This window comes from Nocardia sp. CA-151230, from assembly GCF_050942175.1.
Taxonomy (GTDB): domain Bacteria; phylum Actinomycetota; class Actinomycetes; order Mycobacteriales; family Mycobacteriaceae; genus Nocardia.
Genome location: NZ_CP192061.1, coordinates 6,477,645 through 6,501,855 on the forward strand (window position 1 = coordinate 6,477,645; position 24,211 = coordinate 6,501,855).

Consider the following 24,211-nt stretch of genomic DNA (forward strand, 5'->3'; position numbering starts at 1 on the left):
TGCCCGATCGGGTCCGGCAACTCGCCAGCCACTTGCTGACCTTCGAAGACTATCTGGACGATCGAGAAAGCAACATGATCCTATCGCTCTTGTTCTTTGCCGAAACGCTCAGACGATCTGCGTCTTCCGGCTGACCCGCCACGTTCTCGGTGCGGCGCCGTACTCGCGGGCGAAGGCCCGGGAAAAGGCCGCCTCGGAGGTGTACCCCACCGCCTTGCCGATCGCCCCGACCGATTCCGAGCTGGTCATGAGCAGGTCGGCAGCGCGCGTCAGGCGCAATCGAGCGAGGTATCGGGCGGGCGGCTCGCCCACCAGACGGACGAAACGCGCCGAGAACGCCGCCCGGGACAGCGAGGCGAGGGTCGCCAAATCCGTTACGGCCCAGGGCTGCTCGGGATGCCGATGGATGGCGGTGAGCACCGGTCCGAGCGGCCGGTCGAGCGCGGCGGTCAGCCAGCCCGCGCGAGGCGTCGCGTCGAGATCCGACCAGGCTCGCAGGGCGAGGATGAACAACAGGTCCATCAGCCTGGACACCATGGCCCGCGAGCCGGCAGTCGGATCCGCCATCTCGGCCGCTAGCACGGTCGCGCACAGCGGCAGCCAATCGAAACTCGCTTCGGACCCGCGGATCACGATGGCGGGCGGCAGCACCGCCAGCAGTGGTGCGGCGGTATTCTCCTCGACCAGGAACCGGCCGCTCATCCACACCCCACCGTCCGGCGACCCGAGCCGATGCGCGGCACCGGTGGCCAGGAGCGCCAGGTCACCGCGTTCGAGCCGCAGCCGGTCTCCTCCGGAGACCTCCAGTTCGATCGGACCCCGCTCGACGATGTGGAGCATCCGCTCGCCCGCGCGATGACCGATCCGTCGTTCATCGACCGTGCGGACCACGGCCAGCTGCTCGCCCCGCAGGTGAATCAGATCCAGTACGTCGGACAGGGCGTCGACGGACGTGTCGAGCGGTACGGCAAAGTTTCCACCTAGATCAGTCATCGTTCTTGCCCTCACGTCCGAGTCGGATCGACGGACCATACCTGGCCGACCCACCCGCGGCCAACGGGACACCGGTGGTCTTCGGCGCCGGACCTCCACCGTCAGCAACCCGCTCGGCGACCCCGAGAACGCGAAACCCCCGCCGATGGCGGGGGTTTCGGTGATCTCGGGCGGTTGGTCAGATCGAGTCGACCCAGTTGCGCAGCAACTGGGCGCCTGCGTCGCCGGACTTCTCCGGGTGGAACTGGGTGGCGCTCAGCGGCCCGTTCTCCACCGCGGCGAGGAAGGGCACGCCGTGTTCGGCCCAGGTGAGCTTGGCCGGGGCGATCTGCGAGCCGCCGTCGTCGGTCCAGGCCCAGTGCTGGGCGGCATACGAGTGCACGAAATAGAAGCGGGTGTCGGCGTCCATGCCCGCGAACAGGACGCTGTCCTCGGGGGCCTTCACCGTGTTCCAGCCCATGTGCGGGAGGACTGGGGCGTCCAGACGCTCGACGGTGCCGGGCCATTCGCCGCAACCCTCGGTTTCCACCCCGAACTCGACGCCGCGTTCGAACAGGATCTGCATGCCGACGCAGATGCCGAGGACGGGGCGGCCGCCGGAGAGGCGCCTGCCGATGATGCGGTCACCGCGCACGGACAGCAGGCCCGCCATGCAGGCCGCGTACGCGCCGACACCGGGGACCACGAGACCGTCCGCGTTCACGGCGATTTCGGGATCGGCGGTAATGGTCACGTCCGCACCCGTGCGGGCGAGGGCGCGGCCGGCGGAGTGCAGGTTGCCGGAGCCGTAGTCGAGCAGGGCGATCTTCTTGGTCATAGCGAGCCCTTCGTGGAGGGGACGCCGGACACGCGCGGGTCGTATTCGACGGCGGCACGCAAAGCCCGTGCCACGGCCTTGTATTCGGCCTCGGTGATGTGGTGCTGGTCGCGGCCGTAGAGCACACGCACGTGCAGGGCGATGCGGGCGTTGAGCGCGATGGACTCGAACACATGGCGATTGATCACGGTCGAGTAGGACGCGGTCGGGGCCACGCTCGGAATGATGGTGTGCAGCATGTGATCCGGCTCGCCGGTGTGCACGCAGTACGGCCGCCCGGACACGTCGACGACGGCGTGCGCGAGGGTTTCGTCCATCGGGATGAAGCAGTCGCCGAAGCGGCGGATGCCCTGCTTGTCGCCGAGCGCCTGGCCCAGGGCCTGGCCGATGACGATGGCGGTGTCCTCGACGGTGTGGTGGGCCTCGATCTCGATGTCGCCCTTGGCCTGGACGGTGAGGTCGAAGCTGCCGTGCTGGCCGAAGGCGGTCAGCATGTGGTCGTAGAAGGGGACACCGGTGGAGATGTCGGTCTTGCCGGAGCCGTCCAGATTGAGCTCCACCACGATGCTGGACTCGCGGGTGGTGCGCTCGACCCGGGCGATGCGGTCGGCACGGTCGGTGGTCATCGGGCGATCAGCTCCTCGGACGCCAGTTTCGCGCTGACGCGCAGGAATTCGTCGTTCTCGGCGGCCAGGCCGATGGTGGTGCGCAGGTAGCCGGGGATGCCGACATCGCGGATGAGCACGCCGTCGTCGAGGTAGTGCTGCCAGGCGCGCGGCGCGTCGGCGAAGCGGCCGAACAGCACGAAGTTGGCATCCGACGGGACGACCTCGTAACCCAGCTCGGCCAGCGCCGCCATGACCCGGTCGCGCTGCGCCGCCAATTCGGCCACGCTGCCCAGGGTTTCGTCCGCGTGCCGCAGCGCCGCCCGCGCCGCGGCCTGGGTGACCACGGACAGGTGGTAGGGCAGGCGCACCAGCAGCATGGCGTCGATGACCGCGGGTGCGGCCACCAGGTAGCCCAGTCGCCCGCCCGCGAAGGCGAACGCCTTGGACATGGTGCGGCTGACCACCAGCTTGGTGGGGTACTTGTCGATCAGGCTGATCGCGCTGGGCGCCGAGGAGAACTCGCCGTACGCCTCGTCGACCACCACGATGCCGGGCGCGGCCGCGAGGATGCGTTCCAGGTCCGCGAGCGGAATGCTGTGGCCGGTCGGGTTGTTGGGGCTGGTCACGAAGACCACGTCGGGGTTCTTCTCCCCCACCGTCAGCACCGCGTAGTCGATGTCGAGAGAGAAGTCGCCATTGCGCTCGGCCCCGATCCACTCGGTGTCGATGCCCTCGGAGATGATCGGGTGCATCGAGTACGAGGGCACGAAACCCAGTGCGCTGCGGCCGGGTCCGCCGAATGCCTGCAGCAGCTGCTGCAGGATCTCGTTGGAGCCGTTGGCGGCCCACACATTCGCCGTGTCCACCGCGACACCGGTCTGCCGGGTCAGGTAGGCGGCCAGATCGGCACGCAGTCCGACCGCGTCGCGATCCGGGTACCGGTGCAGGTCGGCGGCCGCGGTGCGCACGGATTCGGCGACATCGTCGACCAGTGCCTTACTCGGCGGGTGCGGGTTCTCGTTGGTGTTCAGCTGTACGGGCACGGTCAATTGCGGTGCGCCGTAAGGACTCTTGCCACGCAGGTTCTCCCGCAGCGGCAGATCGTCGAGCGAGATATTCGATCCGGGGACGGTCACGGCGCCTTCTTCCAGGCCGGCCTGGGCGCTCACCGCAGCTCTCCGAATCGCGCCTGCACGGCCTGGCCGTGCGCGGGCAGATCCTCGGCATCGGCCAGTGCGACCACGTGCCCGGCGACATCCTTCAGCGCCGCCTCCGAGTACTCGACGACGTGGATGCCGCGCAGGAAGGTCTGCACGCTCAAACCCGAAGAGTGCCGGGCGCATCCGGCGGTGGGCAGCACGTGGTTGGAGCCGGCGCAGTAGTCGCCGAGGGAGACCGGCGACCACGCGCCGACGAAAACCGCTCCGGCGGAACGGACCCGGGCCGCGACCGCGGACGCGTCGGCGGTCTGGATCTCGAGGTGCTCGGCGGCGTAGGCGTTGACCACGCGCAGGCCCTGGGCGATGTCGTCGACCAGCACGGTGCCGGACTGCTTGCCCGACAGTGCCTCCGCGACGCGGTCGTGGTGCTTGACCACGGTCATCTGCACGGTCAGCGCCGCGTCCACGGCGTCGGCGAGCTCGACGCTGTCGGTCACCAGCACGCTGGCGGCCAGCACGTCGTGCTCGGCCTGCGAGATGAGGTCGGCGGCCACGTGCACCGGATCTGCGGTGGCGTCGGCGAGGATGGCGATCTCGGTGGGCCCGGCCTCGGCGTCGATGCCGACCAGGCCGCGGCACAGCCGCTTGGCGGCGGTCACATAGATATTGCCCGGGCCGGTGATCAGGTCGACCGGTTCCAGCTGTGCGCCGTCGGTGTCGGTGCCGCCGTAGGACAGCAGCGCCACGGCCTGCGCACCGCCGACCGCCCACACCTCCTCCACGCCCAGCAGCTTGGCGGCGGCCAGGATGGTCGGGTGCGGCAGGCCGCCGAACTGGGCCTGCGGCGGCGAGGCGACGACCAGCGAGTCCACGCCCGCGGCCTGCGCGGGAACCACGTTCATGACCACCGAGGACGGGTAGACGGCATTGCCGCCCGGCACGTACAGGCCGACCCGCTCCACCGGCACCCACCGCTCGGTCACGGTACCGCCCGGCACCACCTGGGTGGTCTTGTCGGTGCGGCGCTGATCGTCGTGCACCTTGCGGGTGCGCTCGATGGCGACCTCGAGGGCCGCGCGCACGGCCGGGTCCAGCTCGGCCAGGGCCTTGTCCAGTTCGGCGGCGGGCACGCGCACCGCGGCGGGCCGCACACCGTCGAACTGCTCGCTGAATTCCAGCGCGGCCTCGACGCCTCGATCCCGGATGGCCTCCACGACCGGTCGCACATGATGCAGCACCGAGTCCACGTCGACGCCCCCACGCGGCAGAGCCGCGCGCAGTTCGGCAGCAGTGGGAGTACGTCCGCGCAGATCCACGCGGGCGAGCTCGATGCGGCTAGTCATAGCGCTGTGCAGTCCTTGTCTGTGCTGATGTCGAGGGGTTCGCGACGCGGCCGAAACCGCTTGCGACCAGCTACCAGACTATCGGGTCACCGCCAGCGCTTTACGTGGCGGCCGAGCTCGTAGGCCGGATTGCCACGTGTAAGCCGTCTGGACCGAGGTTTTCCAGGTCGGGGCCGCCGGAGAACACGGGCCGGACCGGCGGCGATGGCGTGCCCGCCGGGCATACCCGGCACGGCGGCCCGGGTAGCCATCGGCGAGGCCGGGCCGGGTGACCTCCGACACCATGCCCGGCACGGGCCGGGTGCGGCTCAGGCGGTGGTCTCGGCCGCCGGCTGGCCGAAGCGGGCCGACACCAGATGCTGCTGGGCAAAGGTCCACGCGTTCTGGGTGACGAAGTAGAGCAGGATGGCGATGGGCATGACCGGGCCGACCAGCAGGGCTCCGGCGGGGAAGACCCACTGCGACAACGTGTTCATGATCCGGACCTGGGAGCCGCCCGCGCCCTCGGCGGGCTCCGGCTGGCGGGCGACCGCGGCGCGGGCGGTGAAGTGCGTGGCGATCGCGGCGATGATCATGAGCGGAATCGCCACGGCGGCAACCGTTCCGAAGGACGGGCCGGCCGTGGACAGGGTGGCCGCCAGGGGCGCGCCGAACAGCTTGGCGTGCAGGAAGGACTCCACCTGGTCGGCATTGAAGACGTAGTTCTGGGTGTGACCGGGCTGGAAGGACCGCAGCACGTGGTAGAGCCCGACGAAGACCAGCGTCTGCCCGATGATCGGCAGGAAACCGGTCAGCACGTTGACGCCGGACTCCCGCTGGAGCTCCTGCATGGCCAGCGCCTGCTTCTCCCGGTCGCCCGCGTGCTTGCGCTTGATCTCCTGGATCTGCGGCTGCATCTCGGCCAGCGCGCGGGAGAACTTCAACTGCGCGATGAAGGGCCGGATCAGCAGGGCCCGCAGGGTCATGACGAGGAAGACGATGGCCAGCACCCAGGCCAGGCCACTGGTCGCGCCGAGCAGCGACGCGAAGGCGGTGTGCCACAGCCACAGCACGGCGGACACGGGGTAGTAGATGAAATCGAGCACGGAGTACCTCGCTGCGCAGCACCCGCACACGCGTACGGGCGAAAAGAATTCGGGACGGCGGAGAACCCGACAGCGCGCACGACCGGGACAGATCGTGCCGGCGCGGTCAGGCCGCGAGGACTCCGGGTGCGCGCGGGCGCGGGCGGCCGGGGGCGTCGGGATTGCTCTGCCGCAGGAACGCGCCGCGGCGCCGCCGTCCGGCCGATTCCGCCGGACCGATGTGCGCGGTGGCAGCGAGCAGCGGACCGCGCGCCGACAGCACCGCCGCGGTCACCGCGACGAGCGCGGCCGCACCGAGGACGAGCAGCGAATCAGGGGTGGCGGCGGCCAGATACAGCACCGCCCACGCGGAGACCACGAGCGCGCACAGCAGCAGCGCCGTCGATCGAATCCGCGTACCCATGCGCCCGACCCTACCTGCGTTCCCCATCCCCGGCACCCCATGTGCCGGACGTGACATGCGCCGCTCCTCCGGCCGTACCGTATCCGGCTCGGGCGGACCCTGATCCGGGCTCACGCGCGACCGCGCCCCGACCGGGGACACCGGCGGGGGCGCGAGGATCGAAGGCTCGACCGCTATTCGGCGACGAGGCGACGGATGATCATGGGCTCGGCCAGAATGTCCTCCAGGACTCCGGCCACGTGCTGGAAGTGCTCGGTGGCGAAGTGCTTCTCCAGGGCGTCGGCGTCCTGCCATTCCTCCACCACGACCATGTGGGCCGGGTCGTTCGGGTTGGTGAAGGGCTGGTACGAAAGGCAGCCGGGCTCGGCCAGGGACGGCTCGATCATGGCCTCCAGGGCGGTGCGGAGGCGGTCCTCCTGGCCGGGGGCGGCGCGGAGTTCGGCGACGACGTGCAGGGTCATGATGGTCTCCTCGGGAGTCGTGTCGGGTATTCGGAGCCGGGCCGGTCAGGACAGGATCGGGCCCTCGCCCGCGCCGGTGGTGCGCAGGGCGGCGGTGATGGCCGCCAGGTCGGCGGGGGTCAATTCCAGTGCGGCGGCGTCGATCCAGCCGTCGACCTGCTCGGGCCGGCGGGCGCCGACGATGGCGCCGGTGACGCCGGTCTGGATGAGGGTCCAGGCGATGGCCACGGATCCGACGGTGGTGTCGTGGGCCGCGGCGATCGGGCGCAGCGCCTCCACGAGTGCGAGATTGCGGTCGAGCTCGGTGGTGAACTCCGGGAAGCCCTTGCGCCAGTCGTCGTCGGGCAGGCCGGCGACCCGCTCGGCGGAGAAGGTGCCGGTCAGCAGGCCGGAGTGCTGCGGCTGGTAGACGATGCCACCGGTGTGATGCTCGGCCGCCCAGGTCAATTCGCCGGCCGCCTCGCGCTTGATCAGCGAGAACTGCGGCTGGATGGCGTCGACGTGGGCGATGGCCTCGGCGATCTCCAGTTGCGGCACATCGTGATTGGACAGGCCGATGGCGCGGACCTTGCCCTCTTTCACGAGGTCGGCCATGGTCTGCCAGTACTCCTCGAGCGGGGTCACCACGGCGGGCTCCACCCCGTCCGGCGCCGAGAAGTCCAGGGAGGCACCGGTATCGGGCCAGTGCACCTGGTAGAGGTCGATGCGCTCGACGTTCAACCGGCGCAGTGAGTCCTCGAGCTCACGGCGGACGCTGGCGGCGGCCATGATGCGCTTCGGCGCGGCGGCGCGGTCGTTCTCGTCCCAGACCAGGCCGGCCTTGGTGAAGACGAACGGCCGGTCGGCCTCGGGCAGTCCGTGGATCGCCTTGGCGACGACTTCCTCGGAGTGGCCGAGCCCGTAGACGGCGGCGGTGTCGATCCAGTTCACGCCGGCCTCGACGGCGCGGCGGATGGTGGCGATGGAATCCGCGTCGTCCTGGCCGCCCCAGGCGAACCGCCAGCCCGAACCGCCGACGGCCCAGGCGCCGAATCCGATCCGGCTGATGTCCATGTCGGTGGTGCCGAGCCGGCGGGTGGGAAGGGAGGTCATGATGTGTGCTCCTCGTGTGTCTTTCGCCGTCCGTTGCGGCGCTGAGCACTACTTTCGCCGGATTCCAGCGGGGCAAACAGTGCGGCGTCTGCCTGGGCACGGGATGACCAGGATCAGGTGCCGGATGGAATTCGCGGCGCCCGTGGTTACCGATGGACATGACCTTGGACCGTCGCGCCGAACTCGGTGAATTCCTGCGCTCCCGCCGCGCCCGGCTCAGCCCCGCGGAGGTGGGCCTGGTGGATCACGGTGCGCGCCGCCGTGTTCCGGGCCTGCGCCGCGAGGAGCTGGCGCTGCTGGCCGGGGTCAGCGTGGATCACTATGTGCGCCTGGAACAGGGCCGCAGCCTGCAGTTCTCGGAGTCGGTGCTGGATGCGGTGGCGCGGGCACTGCGGCTGAATCAGGTTGAGCGCGATCATCTTTACCGCCTGGCCCGCCCGTGGTCTGGTGAGGAGCCGCCCGGCGTGCAGGAGGTGCGCCCGGGCCTGCGCCGGCTGCTGGACGCCGCCCACGACGTCCCGGCCTACATCGTCGGCCGCGGTGTCAGCGTCCTGGCCTGGAATCGCCTGGCGGCGGCCCTGATCACGGATTTCGGCGCGATCCCGCCCGCGCAGCGCGACTTCCTGCACCTGGTCTTCCTGGACGAGGGCGCGAAGGATCTCTACGAGGACTGGGACGACAAGGCCGCCGACACCGTGGCCTACCTGCGCCTGGACGCCGCCCGCAATCCCGGCGACCCGCAGATCACCGCGCTGATCGACGAAATGAATACCCGCAGCCCGGAATTCGCGGAGCTGTGGAAGCGGCACGAGCTCAAGGACAAGACCTTCGGGAGCCACGTCTACCGGCACCCGATCGTGGGCCGCCTGGAGCTCGGCTTCGAAACCTTCCGTCTCCCCGACGATCCCGACCAGGCCCTGGTCGCCCACCACGTCGAGCCGGGCTCCCCCAGCGCCGATGCCCTGCGTCTGCTGGCTGCCGTGGCGGCGGAGAACGCCGAGCACCACTGAACGACCCCGGCACGGCTGAACGATCCGGGCGGCCTCGAACGATCCTGCGGCCCTGAACGACTCGGACGGGCTGCCGAAAGAAACAGCGCCGCACCGGTGATCCGGTGCGGCGCATGTTTTCGGCCGGGTGGCGCTATTTGGTGTCGCTGTCGATCAGCAGGTTGCCGCTGCCCGGGTCGATCACCCGCAGCGTGACCGACTTGTTCCCGTTCTTGGTGGTCAGGCTGGCCAGCGAGATGTCCACCGACCCATCGGCATTGGCACTGTCCGAACCCCGCGCGCCCTCGATGGTCGAGTAGCGCTGGATCGGATTCTGCGTCCAGTAGGACTGGAACGCCGCCGAACTGCCGTACACCTGCTGCGCGGCCGGGGTGAGCCGGCTCCACGCGTCCTGGAAGCGGCTGTAGACGATGGCGTCGTAGAACTTGTCGACGGCGTCCGCACCGGCGCCCACGCTGACCGGCGACGCACTCTTGGTCTGGCCGAGGCCGGAGGGCGCGCCCTTGGTGGCGCTGGCCGTGACGGATGGTTTGGCGGCGGTGGTCTGCCCGCTCCCACCGGAAGTGCTACTCGATCCGGAGTTGCCGAGCACACCGAACAGGATGCCCCCGACGATCACGACGACCGCGGCGAGTCCGATCCAGACGAACTTCTTCCTGGAGCCCGGTTCCGAATCCGATTCGGGCGCAGGATGATTGCGGGTCGGCGGGCCGGCGTTCATGGGCGGGCGCGGCGGCGGGGTCTCCAGCAGCTGCGCCTGGCTCATGGCGCCGGTCGGGATGTCGGCCGACTGGCGGCGCTCCATCTGCCGGGTGGTCTGCCGCGGCGCGGAGCGCTGGGCGGCGCCGGCCGACGGGGTGACCGGGCCCGAGCGCCGGGCGGCCAGCACCCGGGTGGCCTCGGCATCCGGGCCGACTTCGGCGAATTCGGCCATGATGTCGCGCACGTCGAGCATGCTCGGCCGGTCCTCCGGCTCGAAGCTGAGCAGGCTGAGCAGCAGATCGCTGAGCGGTCCGGCATTGCGCGGTTCGCTGATCTGGCCGTTGGCGGCCGCGTACAGCAGCGCCAGCGGATTCGGGTTGGTGCCGTAGGGCGGTTCGCCTTCCAGCGCGTGGAAGAGCGTGGCGCCCAAGGCGAATACGTCCGCGGCCGGCGTCGGTTCCGCCCCGCGCGCGACCTCGGGGGCGAGGTAGGCGGCGGTGCCGGAGATGAGTCCGGTGGCGGTCAGCGTGACATCACCCTTGGACTTGGCGATGCCGAAGTCGGTGATCTTCACGGCGCCGTTGTCGCCGAGCAGGATGTTGCCGGGCTTGACGTCGCGATGGACGATGCCGGCGCGATGCGCGGCGATGAGCGCGGATGCCACCTGTTCGCCGATGCGTGCGACCTGCGGCAGCGGCAGCGTGCCCTGCGCGGACAGCACCACCGCCAGACTCTGCGACGGCAGATACTCCATGACCAGGCACGGGTCACCCTCGTGCTCGGTGATGTCGAATACGACGATGGCGTTCGGGTGCTGGAACCGGGCCGCGTTGCGAGCCTCGCGTGCGGCTCGCTGCCGCACGATGTCCTTGTCTGCATCCGACAGGCTCGGCTGGGTGAGGATCTGCTTGACCGCCACGGAACGTTCGAGCCGCTGATCCACGGCTCGCCAGACGACACCTGTGCCGCCGCTACCAATCCGTTCGACCAGGCGGTAATGCCCTGCGATCACTTGGCCGGTTTCGATGGCACTACTCCGAAGTTCTCCGAGACGACTGTGACAATGCGGTTGCCCGCGCGTTTCCCCGCACGAGTGTAGCGGGCGACGCGCGGATCTCCGACGTCAGCGTGAGATATGAGCGAGATCTCGGTGAGATCTACGCCGCAATCGAGTGACCGCCGCGTGACCGGTTATGAGAACTCGCTGGTAGAAGCACATCCATGACAGGACATAGACCATTTGGTTTGGTGCGTGTTTGCTCCCACACACCGACGGCGTTCAGCTACCTTTCACTCCCGAAGCCGGGGCGGAGACCGCCGCGGGCCACTCGGCGCGCGTCAATCGCGCCGCGTCCGCCTCGTCGAGCTCGATGTCGAAGACCTCCGCGAGCACCTTCGGCAACTCGGCGACCTCCAGTTCGCGCACCTCCTCCGAGCCGTCCGGGTAGCTGGTGGTCCAGGCGGTGCCGTCCAGCTGGTGATGAACCTCGGCGTGGAAGCGCTGCACGAACGGCCGTGTGGTGAACGGCGAACGCGCCGAGGTGGACACGTAGTGGTTCCCGACCGCGAAATCGATGCGGTACTGCGGCGTGGTGACGAAGGTGTGGCGGTCCACCCAGCCGTCCCGGCCGAACTGGTACAGCGTCCACAGCTCGCCACCGACCGCGTCGATGGACCGCTCCAGACGGAAACGCCATGCGCCCGCGCTGAATTCACCGCGATCGGGGGCCAGCTCGACCGGTTCGAGCGGACCCCACCCGAAGCCGACATCGCACAGCCAGCGGCGATCGTCGTCCACGGCCTCGACCCGCAGCAGCGCGTGAGTGGCCGGGCGCAGGTTGGTCGCGCCGCGCGTGACCCGGCCCGACATGGCGGTGAACTGGAAGCCCAGCCGCTCCAGCGCGGCGGCGAACAGGCCGACGTTCTCGTAGCAGTACCCGCCGCGCCGCCGCCGGATCAGCTTGTCCTGCAGCGCTTCCGGATCCAGCGGAATGCCGCGGCCGAGAATGATCTCCAGGTTCTCGAACGGGATGGTGGTGGTGTGGGCGCGCACCAGTTCGCGCAGGGTGGCCAGGGTGGGCGTGCGCTCACCGGTGAAGCCGATCCGGGCCAGATAGGCGTCCAGGTCGAGGTCCGCACCCTGCCAGGTGTACGAGGGGTCCGCCGGTGTGGTCATCGCCGCCTTCCTGTTGCGCCAGATTTCGCGAAGATCAACGGTATTCGGCGGGAAAGTGTTCCGGCGGCAGCGGGTGCCGGGTCAGCGCACGAGGTCGGCCAGGGTGGGCAGGCCCTCGCGGTAGGTGGGGTACATCGGCTTCCAGCCCAGGTCGGCGCGCGCCTTGGCGTTCGAGACGCGGATGGAGAAGTCCAGCATCTGGGCGGCCGCCAGTGGTGAGGCCATGCGCACCAGGCGGGCCGGGAGCCGGCGCGGCGGCCGCGCGCCGACGGTCTCGGCCATGGCGTCGAACATGGTGTCCCAGGTGATCGGCTCGTCGTCGACGATGTTGTACGCCTGCCCGGGGACGCCGCGCTCGAGGGCCGCGACGGTCGCGGCGGCGGCGTCGGCGAGATGGATGAAGCTGACGTATCCGGTCCCCGCGCTCGGCAGCGGGAACATGCGCAGCCGCAGCGCCCGCACGAAGCTCTCGGACGCGCCGGGTCCGTAGAACAGGCCGTAGCGCAGGGCGATTCCGTCGATGCCGGGTGCGCGCCAGGCGCTCGATTCGGCCTCGTGCAGCGCGCCGATGATGCCGTCGGTGACGTCGCCTTGGATGCGGCCGAACGGGTCCTGCTCGGTCACCGGCCGCGCGCCGTGGTCACGCAGGCCGTATCCGACGATCAGCGACTGGGTGAGATAGCGGCGCGCCCCGGTGCGCTGGGCCAGCTCCACCAGATGCTTGCTGCCGATCTCGCGTAACGCGTTGGTGCGCAACAGGCCCGGCGCGTGGTAGTGGGTCGGCGGCGAGTACCGGTAGGAGGTGAGCTGGTGGATGACCGCGTCCGCGGTCAGTCGTTCGGTGGCGCGCATCAGGTCCGAGCGGTCCATGACATTGGCGACCAGCGGGGTGGCCCCGAGCGAGCGCGCGACCTCGGCGCCGCGACCGCCGCGGGTGAGCGCGTACACCTGATGCCCGGCCTGCCGCAGCGCCGTGACCAGTGGCCGCCCGATCGCTCCCGTCGCCCCAGCCACCACGACTTTCATTGCGCCTCATCCCGTCTCACCGCGCCGATGTCGACTGCGAGCCTACTGTCCGGGTACGGGACCGGGTGGATCGTGGTCGGCACCGAACGGCCGCGCTCAGGCCGCGCATTTGGCGTTCGGAGGCGGGGCCGGGGCGGTGTTCACACCGGCCGCGACATCGATGAGGAAGTCGTGGTCGCCGCCCAGCGGTTCGCTGCCGAGCAGCAATCGCTGGACCACACAACCGGATTCGAAGAACACCGGATTGATGCCATGGTCGCCGGGCACCACGCGGCCCTCCAGATCACGGCCGCTGACCACGGTGTACATGGAGACCGGGTGGCCGGAGAGGGTCAGTGAGGCGCGCATTTCGAGCGACTGGGTGTAGGGCACCAGCGGGTCGGCGGTGCCGTGCAGCAGGACCGCGCGCTTGACGTCGATGCGGTTGGTCATGAGCACCGGTGACCGGTCGAGGTAGGACTGCAGGCAGGTCACCGGGGTGCAGCCGCCCGCGTCGCGTTCGATCTCGGCCGACAATTGCGGTCCGGCCAGACCGGATTCGAGCCAGGCGGTGATGTCGTCGGCGTGGCCGAAGGTGTCGACCCAGTAGTCGTAGGTGCCGGGCGGGGCATAGGCGGCGGCCAGCCCGCTGGTCACACCGCCCTGACTCCAGCCCCACAGCACCGTGGGACCGATGCCGGGGTGCTCGTCGCGGTACCACTGGGTGGCCGCGACGGTGTCGCGCCAGCCCGCCCAGACGTTCCACTCCCCGGTCCGCCAGGTGCCGGAGTCGGAGCGCTGATCCATGGTGACCAGGGCCGCGCCGGTCTGCCGGACGATCGAGGCCAGGTAGTCGGGGAAGTCGCTCGCACTGCCGGCGTGGCCGTGCACCGCCACGATGAGTCCGCGTGCGCCGCCGTCTGGTTCGTAGACCCGGCCGGTGGCGGTCTCACCGTCCACCGTCAGGGTCACCGGCCGCATCGACACGTCGCCGGGTGGCGCGCTCGAAACCATCGGGGCCGCAATCACCGTCGCCGCGAGCATGCCCGCGACCGCACCGACCACCCGCATCCACCGGACACCCACGCCCGGCATCGTCACATGTCCGCGGAGCCCGGCCGGGTACCCACGCCGGACGATTTCCCGGCGGCGGGGTGCCCACGGATTCGCATGGCGGAGGCTAGGATTCGACCATGCGTTCGATGGATGCCGCGGAGCGGCGGGCTCGGCTGGGGGTGCGGCACCGGCTGGCCGCCGGGGTGCGCGGCGACGCGGTCGAGCAGATCGTGCAATCGATGGTGGTCCTGCACGCCACCGATCCGGCCACCGTGTACCTGTCCGTCGCGGCGCGCGGGGTGGGCATCGAACCCGGGCACGTCGAGAAGGCGCTCTACGACGATCGGACGCTGCTGCGCATGCTGGCCATGCGGCGCACCATGTTCGTCGCGCCGGTCGACCTGGTGCCGGTGCTGCAGGCGTCGGTGGCGGATGCCCTGGCGCACAAGCAGCGCAAGACCTACGGGCGGTACATCGAACAGTCCGGGGCGGTGACGGGGAATGTCACCGCGTGGCTGAACGAGGTCGAGGCGGAGGCGCATGCGGCGCTGCTGGCGCGGGGCAGCGCGACCGGGGCGCAGTTGAGCAAGGAGGTGCCGCGCCTGCGGACCCAGATCGACACCGCGCCGGGCAAGCCCTATTCCAAGCCGACCAATATCACCACCTGGGTGCTGGTGACGCTGGGCTGCGAGGGCCGGATCGTGCGCGGGCGGCCCAATGGGAGCTGGGCCAGCAGCCAGTACACCTGGGCGCCCATCGAATCCTGGCTGCCGGAGGGGATTCCGGCGCTGCCGGTGGACGAGGCGCGGGCGGAGCTGGTCCGGAAGTGGTTGCGCGCCTTCGGTCCCGCACCGGTGAGCGATCTCAAGTGGTGGACCGGGTGGACGCTGGGCGAGGTCCGCAAGGCGCTCGCGCTGGTGGATACCGCCGAGGTCGACCTGGGTGGCGAGACCGGACTGGTCCTCGCCGACGATCTGGAATCGACCCCCGCCCCGGAACCCTGGGCCGCGCTGCTGCCCGCCCTCGACCCCACGCCGATGGGCTGGCAGTCCCGGGACTGGTACCTCGGCCCGCACCGGTCCGCGCTGTTCGACCGCAATGGCAATGTCGGCCCGACGGTCTGGTGGGACGGCCGCATCATCGGCGGCTGGGCGCAGCGTCCGGACGGCGAGATCGTCTGGCGGCTACTGGAGGACGCGGGCTCCGACGCCGAGCGCGCCGTCGCCGCGGAAGCCGAACGCACCGGGGCGTGGTACGGCGATGTCCGCCCTATTCCCCGATTCCGAACGCCGCTCGAACGTGAGCTCACCGCCTGAGCTGCGCGCCGGCACTCCGTCGAATACCGCCGCGCCGGTCCGAGATCCGTGTCGCAGATCGGTTGCGAGTTTGCGATCGAATGTCGATCTCGTTGCATGGCAGAGTATTCGACGGTTGCGCCCCGCCCCGGACACTACTGTGAGGTTGCTGCCCACGAGTATTCGGAGAAATTCTGCGGGCCTACCGGGCGGCAGGCTGTTACTGTCGGCATTGTTATTCGCACGATCCGGGCCGGGACACGGGGAGGTCCAGGGGTTCGGCGAGTTTTCGGAGTGTGTCATGGCGTTGACGAATCGGCTGGTCTCCCCGGCTGCACCGCACATCGATTCGGCCGGCGCGCCGCACGGTAGCTCCGCCGAGGGGCGGCCCGTATCCACGCCGTCGCGAAACGACCTGTGGGGCGACGCCTTCCGGGATGCGGCGCTGGGGATGTGCGCGGTGCTGTCGGCGACCGACGGGCGCATCGATCCCGCGGCGCGCATGCGGGTGGCGCAATTGGTCGGCGCGCACGAGGTCCTGCGCCTGCGCTCCCCCGAGGACCTGCGAAATCTGTTCGAGGACAATTGCGCCCGGCTCATCATGGATCCCGCCTTCGGGCACGCGTATGTGATGGCGCAGATTTCCAAGGCCACCGACTATCCCGAGCAGGCGGCCGCGGTGGTGCGGATCGGACTGGTCGTCGGGCAAGCCGACGGCGAACTCGGCGCACACGCGCTCACTGTGATTCGCGAGGCTTGTCAGGTTTTGCGTCTGGACCCACACGAATTCGGTCTGTAAAGCCCTCTGGCTTTTGCTGGACATTGCCCGGAGCCGTCCCGCATTCTTGGAGCGTTTGCTGCCCAGCGAGGGGATTCACTCTGCATGGCGATCCAAGGGTTCCTCAATATTCTGCTCGACACCGTCCACCCCAATCGGGGCTGGCGGTATTGCGGCTGGTGCGAAGGCACCGGGGCCGCAGGCTGTTCCGAAGGCGGGTCGGCGATCCTGTGCACCGGCTGCGGCGGCATCGGCTGGCTCGTCGATCCGCCCGTGTACCGGCGCTGACCTGACGATTCACCCTCGGCGGAGTGGCACACCGGGGGTGAATCGACGGGAAGGGCTGTCTCACATATCGAGTCCGAGGTCCAGCACCCGGACCGAGTGGGTGAGCGCTCCGACGGCCAGGTAATCGACGCCGGTGCGGGCGTAGTCGGCCGCCATGTCCAGCGAGAGTCCGCCCGAGGACTCGAGTTCGGTGCGCGGCGACCGGGTGTTGCGGCGCTGCACGGCCGCCTGGGTGGCCCACAGCGGGAAGTTGTCCAGCAGCACCAGTTCCACGTCCTCGGCGAGCACGGCGTCGAGCTGTTCGAGGCTGTCCACCTCGACCTCGCACTCGATGTCCGGGTTCAGTTCCCGCACAGCGCGCAGCGCGGCAACCACCGAGCCCGCGGCCACCACGTGGTTGTCCTTGATGAGAGCGGCATCGCCCAGGCCCATGCGGTGATTGACGCCACCGCCGACCCGCACCGCGTACTTCTGCAGGGCCCGCAGGCCGGGCAGGGTCTTACGGCTGTCGCGGATACGGCAATCGGTGCCCGCCACCGCGTCCACCCACTGGGAGGTGGCGGTGGCGATTCCGGACAGGTGGCACACCAGGTTCAGCAGGGTCCGTTCGGCGGTGAGCAGCCCGCGGGTGGGCGCGGCCAGGCTGAGCACGACGTCACCGGGCTGCACCCGGGTGCCGTCCGCGACGCGGCCGGTGACCTCGTAGTTGCCCGCGCCCAGTACCTCGTCGAGCACCAGCAGACCGACATCCAGCCCGGCCACCGTGCCCGGCTGGCGAGAAGCCATGTCCGCCTTGGCGACCGCGTCCGCGGGCACCGTGGCCAGCGTGGTGATATCGGGCCCGTACCGCAGATCCTCGTCGAGGGCGGTGCGGATGAGCGCGACCACCGCGTCGCGGTCCAGTCCGGCGTCGAGAGTCATTGCTGCACTCCTTGTTCGATGACTTGTCCTGCGCCCCGGGCAATGTGGTTCCGGACCGCGATGTCGTTCCGGAACGCGAAGCCGTGCGAGACGGCGAGCTCCGGCATGGCGGCCACGCCCGTCACGAGGCGACGGGCACGGCGGCCCGACCCCATGCCTGCCCCGGCTCGACGCCGTCGGCAACGAGCTTCGGCCGCCCGTCGGACCCGAGCCGGACCACGATGCTGCGCCGCAATTCCTCCCGCGGCTCCGGGTAATCCGACCGCGTATGGCAGCCTCGGCTCTCGGTGCGCGCCGCCGCCGCGACCAGCAGTGCCCGCGCGGTCAGCGTGAGCGCGGAGTCCTCCAGCTCGCGAATGATCGCCGCCGCCGAATCGGAGTGCGCGACTGCGCCATCGCTCGACACATCCAGGGCATCGCCGTCCCGGCCGACAGCTGCGCCGTTCCCGCTCAGCGCCCACTCGACGGTGATGTCGGGCGCGGCATTGTCGGCGACCAGGCCGACCATGCGCAGGACGGCGGCACGCAGGCCGTCGCCGTCGCGGACGACCGAAGCGTGCTCGGTCATCAGCTCCTGCAGCAACTTTCGATCCGCGCGAGGGAAGCGCAGCGGGCCGACCTCGGCGATCGGGCGGGCCACGCCCTGGCGTTCGGCGGCCGCCGTGCCCGCGCGCTCGCCGACCACCAGGCCCTCGAGCAGGCTGTTGGAGGCCAGGCGATTCGCGCCGTGCAGGCCGGTGCGGGCCACCTCACCGGCGGCGTACAGGCCGGGCACCGTGGTGCGGCCGGCGGTGTCGGTGAGGATGCCGCCGCACTGGTAGTGCGCGGCCGGCGCGACCGGGATCAGATCCGTGGTGGGGTCGATGCCCGCGGCCCGGCACGAGGCGGTGATGGTCGGGAAGCGTTGCGGGAAGCCCTCGATCGAGCGGCCGTCGAGGTACACGTGGTCGGTGCCGAGCTCGTGCATACGGGCCGCGATGGCGCGGGAGACCACGTCGCGCGGGGCCAGATCGCCGCGCGGATGCACGCCCGCGGTCACCGAATTGCCTTCGGAATCCACGAGAATCGCACCCTCGCCGCGCACCGCCTCGCTGATCAGCGGGCGGCGGCCCAGGCCGCCGGGCGTGAACAGCACGGTGGGGTGGAACTGCAGGAATTCCAGGTCCGACACCAGCGCCCCGGCTCGCAGCGCCAGCGCGATGCCGTCGGCGGTGGCGCCGGCGGGATTGGTGCTGCACGCGTACAGCTGGCCCAGCCCGCCGGTGGCGAGCAGCACGGCGGGCGCGTGCACGATGCCGAAGCCCTTGCCCGACACCACGATGACACCGCGCACGCCCTCGTGCCCGGTCACGATGTCGAGCACGACGGCCCCGAACAGCACCGGCAGTCCGGCGGTGTTCAGCGCCCGCTGCACCTCGGCGCCGGTGGCGTCACCGCCCGCGTGAATGATGCGGCGGGTGCTGTGCCCGCCCTCCCGTGTCCGCGACACCTGACCATCGCGCCCGAGATCGAACACCGCGCCCAGGTCGGTCAGCGCGGCCACGGCCTGCTGCCCGCCCTCGACGATGGATCGCACCGCGTCGGCGTCACACAATCCGGCCCCTGCGACCACGGTGTCGTGCACGTGCGATTCCACCGAATCCCCGTGCGGCGCAACCACCGCGATCCCGCCCTGCGCGTACTGCGTGGAGGTGTCGGTAGGCCCGCCCTTGCTGAGTGTCAGCACCCGCAGCCCGCGTCGGGACGCGGTCCGCGCGGCGGTCAGGCCGGCCACCCCGCCACCCACGACGACGAGATCCGCCTCGGCTTCCCAGGTGATGGAAATCGATGTATTCACCATTGCTCATCCCTCCCCTGACGGGGGACGACGTGGCTACTCGCCGCCGCCGGGGTTGCCGATCTCGATCATGCGCTGCACCGAATTGCGGGCCAGGGCAGCGGTTTCGGCATCGACGTGGACCTCGTCGCGGTTCTCCACCAGGCAGCGGAGCAGGGCGGCGGGGGTGATCATCTTCATGTACTGGCAGGAGGCCCGGTCGTTGACGGGCTGGAAGTCGATGCCGGGGGCGGCTTTCCGCAGCTGGTGCAGCATGCCGACCTCGGTGGCGACCAGGACCTGGTTCGACTTGGCCGCCTTCGCGGCGTCGATCATGCCGCCGGTCGAGAGGATGTGCACCCGGTCGGCCGGGAACTCGCCGGCGCCCGCCAGGTACAGAGCCGAAGTCGCGCAACCGCATTCGGGGTGCACGAACAGTTCGGCGTCCGGGTGGGTGCGGGCCTGCTCGTTGAGCTCGTCGCCGTTGATGCCGGCGTGCACGTGGCACTCGCCCATCCAGATGTGCATGTTCTCGCGGCCGGTGACGCGCTTGACGTGCGCGCCCAGGAACTGGTCCGGCAGGAACAGCACCTCGCGGTCCGGGTCGATGGAGGCGACCACGTCGACGGCATTGGACGAGGTGCAGCAGATGTCGGTCAGCGCCTTCACCGCGGCGGTGGTGTTCACGTAGGACACCACCAGCGCGTCGGGGTACTCGGCCTTCCAGGCGCGCAATTCCTCGGCGGTGATGGAGTCGGCCAGCGAGCAGCCCGCGCGCTGGTCCGGGATGAGCACGGTCTTCTCGGGGCTGAGGATCTTGGCGGTCTCGGCCATGAAGTGCACGCCGCAGAACACGATGGTGTCCTCGGGCGCCTCGGCGGCGATCCGGGACAGGGCCAGGGAGTCGCCCACGTGGTCGGCGATGTCCTGGATCTCGGGCAGCTGGTAGTTGTGCGCCAGGATGGTGGCATTGCGCTCACGCGCCAGCCGCTTGATCTCCGCCGCCCATTCGGGGGTGGCCTCCACGCCGGAGTATCCCGACGGGCCGTCGGTGATGCGCTCGGTCAGCGTCATCGTCGCGCCCACTGCTGCAGCCATGGCATGGCTCCTTCTCTCATGCGCCCGGCAACCTCGCCGATTCGCATCCAACCGGTTTTCGACTTAGAATCGAAAACGTGGCCCATCGTAGCACCATCCACGAAACACTCACCGCGGTGTTCCAGGTTCGTCGCTTCCCTGACACCATCCGTGCAGGTGAGAGCACTAGCGTGGGTGGGATTGCCGTCTCCGACCGCTGCCCGCCGGGCCAGCGCACCGAACTCGCGGTGCTGTTGTGGGAACGCGCCCTGGACCCCGCCAAGGGCACCTGGTCACTGCCCGGCGGCCGACTGCGCGACGATGAGGATCTCGATACGTCCGCGGCCCGCCAGCTCGCCGAGAAGGTCGATGTCCGCGAGCTGACCCACCTCGAGCAGGTGTGGGTTTTCAGCGATCCCGACCGGGTACCCGGCGACCGCCGAATCGCCTCGGCCTATCTGGGTCTGGTGCCGTTGACCGCCGAACCGGTGCTTCCCCACGACACCAAGTGGCACCCGGTCTCCGACCTGCCGGACATGTCCTTCGACCACGGCACGGTCGTCCGCCACGCCCGAAACCGCTTGGCCGCCAAGCTGTCCTACACGAATATCGCCTTCGGCCTGGCCCCCGCCACCTTCACCATGTCCACCCTGCGCGAAATCTATTGCGCCGCACTGGGCTACGACGTGGATACCACCAACCTGCAACGAGTGCTGACCCGCCGCAAGGTGATCACCCCCACCGGCGAGACCTCCTCCCCCGGCCGTACGGGCGGACGGCCCGCCGCCGTCTACCGCTTCACCGACTCCGGGATCCGCGTCACCGACGAATTCGCCGCCCTCCGCCCACCCAGCTGACCATCGGCATGGTGGAGACCATTCTCGAAGCAACCGCTGCCGAATCCGGACCCGTCTGCTGAACTGTTCGTATGGAAGCCGGCGACGTCCTGGCCCTCCATCGAGCCTGTGAACGAGCCGGCGTGCGGTTCTGGATCGACGGAGGGTGGTGTGTCGACGCACTGCTGGGCGAACAAACGCGGGCACACGGTGATCTGGATATCGCCATCCGGCGCACCGACGCCGACCGTTTGCACGAAATCCTCACGGAGCTGGGTTATCTCGCCGATTCAGGACCGGATCACACAGCATGGAACTACCTCATGCGAATCCCGCCCGACAAGGCGGTCGATGTACACGTCGTCGAACACGACGCCGACGGCCACGTCACCTACGGCATCGAATATCCCGCCGATTCCCTGACCGGCACCGGCATCATCGACGGCCAGAAGGTCGACTGCATCGCAGCCCCCTGGATGTTCACCTTCAAAACCGCGTACCCACCCGCCTCCAAAGACCGCGCCGACGTCCGGGCACTGGCCGCCAAATTCGGCTTCGCCATTCCCGACTCGCACCGATAGCCCGGGACTACCAGCGGACCATGGGCATCGGGCGCGTGGGATGGGTCAGTGCATAGCGGGCGGCTTGCCGGGCGAGGAATGCGTGGAAGCCGGCATAGGGCAGGTGCGCGACAACGGCTCTGACCTCGGCCTGGGTCACGGGCCGACGGAGCAGCCCGTGCGTGAGATCGATGCGGTCGGCAATGCGGAATGTTTCGGTCAACCGGTCGTCGACGCTGCGAAGGCGATGATGCTCGAGCACCATCCGACGTGCAGTCTCGACGTCGTCGATACCGAATTCAGCGGCGTGACCGGCCACCAGATCCGCCGACGCATCCAAATAATCCCAGCTTCCGGCGGTCCAGATCCCCAGATCGTGCACCGCCCACGCCAGCGCCGCGACATCCGGCACCGCCTCCCCCAGCAACAACTGCTGATAGTTCAGGCAGCGCAGCACATGATTCCGGTACACGGGCAAGGCATCACCGATCTCCCGCCGGTGCCGATCGAGCACGCCATCCACGATCGGATGAGAATCCCGGATCTGCATCCGCTCATCATGTCGCACCGACCGAGCCGGTGATGAACAGGTACGGCTAGCTCCGCTGGACCTGGGCGGCGGGCTGGAGGTCCGGGTCCTGGTGTGGGAGTGCGGCGGTTGGCCAGGCGATGTCGTCGACGGCGAGCCAGGAGGTGACGGCGACGGCGGTGGGGGTGATGCCGGAGAAGGCGACGATATCGCGGTGGAGGTGGGATTGGTCGGCGTAGCCGGTTTCGGCGGCTACGCGGGCCGGGTCGGTGCCGGCGGCGAGGCGGTGGACGGCGTGGTCGAAGCGGACCAGGGTGGCGGCGCGTTTGGGTGGCAGGCCGAGTTGGGTCTGGAATCGGGACCACAGGCGTTTGCGGGTCCAGCCGAGTTCGTCGGCGAGGGCGTCGACACGTACCAGGCCGTGACCGGAGCGAATGCGACGCCAGGCCCAGACCACCTCCGGGTCCGCTGCGGGCGCGGCCGCGTAGCGGCGGGCGAGCAGGGCCTCGATCAGTGCGAAACGTTGTTCCCACGACCGGGTTTCGGCCAGTCGTTCCCGGATCAGCGCGGACTCGCGACCCCACAGGGCGTCCAAAGGCACCAGGGCGCCGGACAATTCGGCGAGGGAGACGCCCAGCAGCGGACCTGCGATCAGGGGAGACAGGCGCACCTGCACGCATTCGATCTGCGCTCCGCGCACGCGCCGGGTCCCGGACCCGAGCCCGCCGACGAGGCTGCCCCCGCAGCGGCTCGCGGCGTCGTCGACGGTGACCGCGCCGGGGCCGAACTCCAGCAGCAGCGTGATGTCGGGATGCGGCAGCGCCAGCTGGTCAACAGGATTCACCCCGTGATCACGGAACCCGGCCATGCGGATACCGGGGAGCCGGCCGGGCCGCGAGGGGCAGACGACATCCCAGACAGGTTCGGGTGCGGTGACGCGCACGCCTTCATGGTGGAGGCCGGGGAACATTTGTTCAAGCCGGCAGCGTGCGGCGACGGCCACAGTGAGTGCGTGAATTCCCCAGCTGCGCTCCCCAACCATTCGCAAGAAGAGCAGGCCCGATTCCCCGGCCACTCACAAGCAGAGCAAGACCGGCGCCCCCGCCACTCACAAGAAGAGCAGGCTCTACTCCCCGGCCACTCGCAAGAAAAGCAGGCCCGGCTCCCTCACTCGGAAGCAAAGTGGGCCTGCGATTCGCAGGCGCGGCAAGCGCGCGCAAGTGGCCGGAGGAACGGCACGCGACGGGCGGTCGCCGCGGCTGCCGGGACACTTCTGGTTCTGGGCTGTGTAGTGGTGGCGACGCCGCAGAGCACTGCTGCCGCAGGCGATTCGACGCTGAGCGTTGATGGCCAGGATATCCATGTCAGTCAGGATGGACCGGCCGATGATCCTGCTCTCGTGCTGATCCATGGGCTCGGGGCGTCCGCTCACTGGTGGGACCGGGTGGTGCCATTGCTGGCCGGCTATCACGTCATTCGGGTCGATCTGCTCGGCCACGGCGGGTCAGCCAAACCCGGCGGTGACGAGTATTCGATTCCGCAGCAGGGACATCGGGTCGCCGGTGTGCTGGATCAGCTCGGAATCCGGCACGCGCTCGTCGTCGGCCACTCGACCGGCGGCGCGGTCGCGACCTCGGTCGCCGAACAACGGCCGGATCTGGTGACCGGTCTGGCCCTGATCGACAGCGGCCCCGCCATGAGCGACGACACCTCCGAAAGCCCGGCCTCGCAACTGCTCACCACCCCCGGCGTCGGGGACCTGATCTGGCAGGTTCGCACCGACGATCTGCTGCGGCAGGCCCTGACGAGCGCCTTCGCCACCGACGCCTACCCGATTCCCCAACAGTTCGTCGACGACCTGCGCGGCATGACCTATCACGCGCTCACCGCGACCAGCGCGGCCAGCACCGACTACATCACCCAGCGCACCCTCCCGGACCGCCTCGCCACCATCGGGAAACCCCTTCTGGTGATCTTCGGCGAGCAGGACCGTCGCTGGCGCACCGCGACCTCCGCCGACGAATACCGGACCGTCCCCGGCGCGACGGTGGTGACCGTTCCCGATGTCGGACACTCCCCCTTCGTCGAGAACCCGCCACGCACCGCGGAAATCTTGTTGCCGTTCACCAGGATTCACGCCTCGTGAAAGCCCCGCACCAGAGAAGGACACAGCCGTTGCAACGGAGGGCATGGCCGTTGT

General features: G+C 69.6%; 25 protein-coding genes. 7 read left to right on the forward strand and 18 right to left on the reverse strand.

Translation table 11 applies throughout. The features are described from left to right. Positions 1-108 precede the first annotated feature (108 nt). The 9 genes from ACQP1O_RS30580 to ACQP1O_RS30620 all read right to left on the reverse strand — a co-directional run bounded on the left by ACQP1O_RS30580 (position 109) and on the right by ACQP1O_RS30620 (position 7,962). Entirely contained in the window at positions 109-993 is an 885-nt protein-coding gene (locus ACQP1O_RS30580) for a cupin domain-containing protein (RefSeq protein WP_433561870.1), read from the reverse strand. A gap of 178 nt (positions 994-1,171) precedes the next feature. After that, positions 1,172-1,810 carry an imidazole glycerol phosphate synthase subunit HisH gene (gene hisH, locus ACQP1O_RS30585; protein ID WP_433561871.1) on the reverse strand — a complete coding sequence of 213 codons (639 nt, stop codon included), beginning with the start codon at positions 1,808-1,810 and terminating at the stop codon, positions 1,172-1,174. Then, a complete protein-coding gene (gene hisB, locus ACQP1O_RS30590) occupies positions 1,807-2,436 on the reverse strand; it encodes an imidazoleglycerol-phosphate dehydratase HisB (RefSeq protein ID WP_433561872.1) in 630 nt (209 codons plus the stop codon). Before hisB ends, hisH begins: the two co-directional genes overlap by 4 nt. Further along, positions 2,433-3,554: a histidinol-phosphate transaminase gene (locus tag ACQP1O_RS30595; RefSeq protein ID WP_433567851.1), complete on the reverse strand. Its 1,122-nt coding sequence runs from the start codon at positions 3,552-3,554 to the stop codon at positions 2,433-2,435. The genes hisB and ACQP1O_RS30595 overlap by 4 nt, the downstream gene beginning before the upstream one ends. Positions 3,555-3,583: 29 nt before the next feature. Continuing rightward, the gene (hisD, locus tag ACQP1O_RS30600) at positions 3,584-4,921 is read right to left on the reverse strand and encodes a histidinol dehydrogenase (protein WP_433561873.1); all 1,338 of its coding nucleotides are present in this window, start codon (positions 4,919-4,921) and stop codon (positions 3,584-3,586) included. Positions 4,922-5,229: 308 nt separating this feature from the next. After that, positions 5,230-6,006: a membrane protein insertase YidC gene (yidC, locus tag ACQP1O_RS30605; protein ID WP_433561874.1), complete on the reverse strand. Its 777-nt coding sequence runs from the start codon at positions 6,004-6,006 to the stop codon at positions 5,230-5,232. A gap of 106 nt (positions 6,007-6,112) precedes the next feature. After that, entirely contained in the window at positions 6,113-6,409 is a 297-nt protein-coding gene (locus tag ACQP1O_RS30610; protein ID WP_379389838.1) for a DUF6412 domain-containing protein, read from the reverse strand. Positions 6,410-6,582: 173 nt separating this feature from the next. After that, on the reverse strand, positions 6,583-6,870 hold the full coding sequence (locus ACQP1O_RS30615; RefSeq protein WP_433561875.1) for a putative quinol monooxygenase: 288 nt from the start codon (positions 6,868-6,870) through the stop codon (positions 6,583-6,585). 45 nt (positions 6,871-6,915) lie between these two features. Continuing rightward, on the reverse strand, positions 6,916-7,962 hold the full coding sequence (locus ACQP1O_RS30620; RefSeq protein ID WP_433561876.1) for an aldo/keto reductase: 1,047 nt from the start codon (positions 7,960-7,962) through the stop codon (positions 6,916-6,918). A 158-nt stretch (positions 7,963-8,120) separates the two neighbouring features. Between ACQP1O_RS30620 and ACQP1O_RS30625 the strand changes: the two genes are divergently transcribed. Then, positions 8,121-8,972, forward strand: a complete 852-nt coding sequence (locus ACQP1O_RS30625; RefSeq protein WP_433561877.1) for a helix-turn-helix transcriptional regulator — start codon at positions 8,121-8,123, stop codon at positions 8,970-8,972. A 133-nt stretch (positions 8,973-9,105) separates the two neighbouring features. Here the strand turns inward: ACQP1O_RS30625 and ACQP1O_RS30630 are convergent, their stop codons facing one another. From ACQP1O_RS30630 to ACQP1O_RS30645, 4 genes are all read right to left on the reverse strand, one after another. After that, positions 9,106-10,686, reverse strand: coding sequence for a serine/threonine-protein kinase (locus ACQP1O_RS30630; protein WP_433561878.1), 1,581 nt, complete (start codon positions 10,684-10,686; stop codon positions 9,106-9,108). Between the two features lie 267 nt (positions 10,687-10,953). Beyond that, on the reverse strand, positions 10,954-11,850 hold the full coding sequence (locus tag ACQP1O_RS30635) for an arylamine N-acetyltransferase family protein (protein ID WP_433561879.1): 897 nt from the start codon (positions 11,848-11,850) through the stop codon (positions 10,954-10,956). 81 nt (positions 11,851-11,931) lie between these two features. Beyond that, complete coding sequence (locus ACQP1O_RS30640; RefSeq protein WP_433561880.1) at positions 11,932-12,876, reverse strand: NAD-dependent epimerase/dehydratase family protein; 945 nt, start codon at positions 12,874-12,876, stop codon at positions 11,932-11,934. A gap of 96 nt (positions 12,877-12,972) precedes the next feature. Beyond that, the gene (locus ACQP1O_RS30645; RefSeq protein ID WP_433561881.1) at positions 12,973-13,941 is read right to left on the reverse strand and encodes an alpha/beta hydrolase family protein; all 969 of its coding nucleotides are present in this window, start codon (positions 13,939-13,941) and stop codon (positions 12,973-12,975) included. A 107-nt stretch (positions 13,942-14,048) separates the two neighbouring features. Here ACQP1O_RS30645 and ACQP1O_RS30650 point away from each other — a divergent pair, with 107 nt between their 5' ends. From ACQP1O_RS30650 to ACQP1O_RS30660, 3 genes are all read left to right on the forward strand, one after another. Beyond that, positions 14,049-15,227, forward strand: coding sequence for a winged helix DNA-binding domain-containing protein (locus ACQP1O_RS30650; protein ID WP_433561882.1), 1,179 nt, complete (start codon positions 14,049-14,051; stop codon positions 15,225-15,227). A gap of 280 nt (positions 15,228-15,507) precedes the next feature. Then, a complete protein-coding gene (locus ACQP1O_RS30655; protein ID WP_433561883.1) occupies positions 15,508-16,005 on the forward strand; it encodes a tellurite resistance TerB family protein in 498 nt (165 codons plus the stop codon). Positions 16,006-16,089: 84 nt separating this feature from the next. Beyond that, positions 16,090-16,272, forward strand: a complete 183-nt coding sequence (locus ACQP1O_RS30660) for a hypothetical protein (protein WP_433561884.1) — start codon at positions 16,090-16,092, stop codon at positions 16,270-16,272. Between the two features lie 60 nt (positions 16,273-16,332). Here the strand turns inward: ACQP1O_RS30660 and nadC are convergent, their stop codons facing one another. From nadC to nadA, 3 genes are all read right to left on the reverse strand, one after another. After that, positions 16,333-17,193, reverse strand: a complete 861-nt coding sequence (nadC, locus tag ACQP1O_RS30665; RefSeq protein ID WP_433561885.1) for a carboxylating nicotinate-nucleotide diphosphorylase — start codon at positions 17,191-17,193, stop codon at positions 16,333-16,335. 121 nt (positions 17,194-17,314) lie between these two features. After that, positions 17,315-19,033, reverse strand: a complete 1,719-nt coding sequence (locus ACQP1O_RS30670; protein WP_433561886.1) for an L-aspartate oxidase — start codon at positions 19,031-19,033, stop codon at positions 17,315-17,317. A gap of 33 nt (positions 19,034-19,066) precedes the next feature. Further along, positions 19,067-20,107, reverse strand: coding sequence for a quinolinate synthase NadA (gene nadA / locus ACQP1O_RS30675; RefSeq protein ID WP_433561887.1), 1,041 nt, complete (start codon positions 20,105-20,107; stop codon positions 19,067-19,069). A gap of 77 nt (positions 20,108-20,184) precedes the next feature. Here nadA and ACQP1O_RS30680 point away from each other — a divergent pair, with 77 nt between their 5' ends. Next, positions 20,185-20,943 carry an NUDIX hydrolase gene (locus ACQP1O_RS30680; RefSeq protein ID WP_433561888.1) on the forward strand — a complete coding sequence of 253 codons (759 nt, stop codon included), beginning with the start codon at positions 20,185-20,187 and terminating at the stop codon, positions 20,941-20,943. A 71-nt stretch (positions 20,944-21,014) separates the two neighbouring features. Next, entirely contained in the window at positions 21,015-21,503 is a 489-nt protein-coding gene (locus ACQP1O_RS30685; protein WP_433561889.1) for a nucleotidyltransferase domain-containing protein, read from the forward strand. A 7-nt stretch (positions 21,504-21,510) separates the two neighbouring features. Here ACQP1O_RS30685 and ACQP1O_RS30690 read toward each other — a convergent pair whose 3' ends face one another. Further along, the gene (locus tag ACQP1O_RS30690) at positions 21,511-22,032 is read right to left on the reverse strand and encodes a hypothetical protein (RefSeq protein WP_433561890.1); all 522 of its coding nucleotides are present in this window, start codon (positions 22,030-22,032) and stop codon (positions 21,511-21,513) included. 46 nt (positions 22,033-22,078) lie between these two features. Further along, positions 22,079-22,954, reverse strand: a complete 876-nt coding sequence (locus ACQP1O_RS30695; protein ID WP_433561891.1) for a helix-turn-helix domain-containing protein — start codon at positions 22,952-22,954, stop codon at positions 22,079-22,081. Positions 22,955-23,410: 456 nt separating this feature from the next. On the opposite strand from ACQP1O_RS30695, the gene ACQP1O_RS30700 reads away from it, so the two are divergent. Beyond that, positions 23,411-24,157, forward strand: a complete 747-nt coding sequence (locus tag ACQP1O_RS30700) for an alpha/beta fold hydrolase (protein ID WP_433561892.1) — start codon at positions 23,411-23,413, stop codon at positions 24,155-24,157. Positions 24,158-24,211: the final 54 nt, after the last annotated feature.

What these genes read in the sequence shown, in the direction of transcription:
- ACQP1O_RS30580 (WP_433561870.1), bottom strand. Translation starts at nt 993, where the DNA reads ATGACTGATCTAGGTGGAAACTTTGCCGTACCGCTCGACACGTCCGTC.
- hisH (WP_433561871.1), bottom strand. Translation starts at nt 1,810, where the DNA reads ATGACCAAGAAGATCGCCCTGCTCGACTACGGCTCCGGCAACCTGCAC.
- hisB (WP_433561872.1), bottom strand. Translation starts at nt 2,436, where the DNA reads ATGACCACCGACCGTGCCGACCGCATCGCCCGGGTCGAGCGCACCACC.
- hisD (WP_433561873.1), bottom strand. Translation starts at nt 4,921, where the DNA reads ATGACTAGCCGCATCGAGCTCGCCCGCGTGGATCTGCGCGGACGTACT.
- ACQP1O_RS30610 (WP_379389838.1), bottom strand. Translation starts at nt 6,409, where the DNA reads ATGGGTACGCGGATTCGATCGACGGCGCTGCTGCTGTGCGCGCTCGTG.
- ACQP1O_RS30615 (WP_433561875.1), bottom strand. Translation starts at nt 6,870, where the DNA reads ATGACCCTGCACGTCGTCGCCGAACTCCGCGCCGCCCCCGGCCAGGAG.
- ACQP1O_RS30620 (WP_433561876.1), bottom strand. Translation starts at nt 7,962, where the DNA reads ATGACCTCCCTTCCCACCCGCCGGCTCGGCACCACCGACATGGACATC.
- ACQP1O_RS30625 (WP_433561877.1), top strand. Translation starts at nt 8,121, where the DNA reads ATGACCTTGGACCGTCGCGCCGAACTCGGTGAATTCCTGCGCTCCCGC.
- ACQP1O_RS30635 (WP_433561879.1), bottom strand. Translation starts at nt 11,850, where the DNA reads ATGACCACACCGGCGGACCCCTCGTACACCTGGCAGGGTGCGGACCTC.
- ACQP1O_RS30640 (WP_433561880.1), bottom strand. Translation starts at nt 12,876, where the DNA reads ATGAAAGTCGTGGTGGCTGGGGCGACGGGAGCGATCGGGCGGCCACTG.
- ACQP1O_RS30650 (WP_433561882.1), top strand. Translation starts at nt 14,049, where the DNA reads ATGCGTTCGATGGATGCCGCGGAGCGGCGGGCTCGGCTGGGGGTGCGG.
- ACQP1O_RS30655 (WP_433561883.1), top strand. Translation starts at nt 15,508, where the DNA reads ATGGCGTTGACGAATCGGCTGGTCTCCCCGGCTGCACCGCACATCGAT.
- ACQP1O_RS30660 (WP_433561884.1), top strand. Translation starts at nt 16,090, where the DNA reads ATGGCGATCCAAGGGTTCCTCAATATTCTGCTCGACACCGTCCACCCC.
- nadC (WP_433561885.1), bottom strand. Translation starts at nt 17,193, where the DNA reads ATGACTCTCGACGCCGGACTGGACCGCGACGCGGTGGTCGCGCTCATC.
- ACQP1O_RS30670 (WP_433561886.1), bottom strand. Translation starts at nt 19,033, where the DNA reads ATGGTGAATACATCGATTTCCATCACCTGGGAAGCCGAGGCGGATCTC.
- nadA (WP_433561887.1), bottom strand. Translation starts at nt 20,107, where the DNA reads ATGGCTGCAGCAGTGGGCGCGACGATGACGCTGACCGAGCGCATCACC.
- ACQP1O_RS30685 (WP_433561889.1), top strand. Translation starts at nt 21,015, where the DNA reads ATGGAAGCCGGCGACGTCCTGGCCCTCCATCGAGCCTGTGAACGAGCC.
- ACQP1O_RS30690 (WP_433561890.1), bottom strand. Translation starts at nt 22,032, where the DNA reads ATGCAGATCCGGGATTCTCATCCGATCGTGGATGGCGTGCTCGATCGG.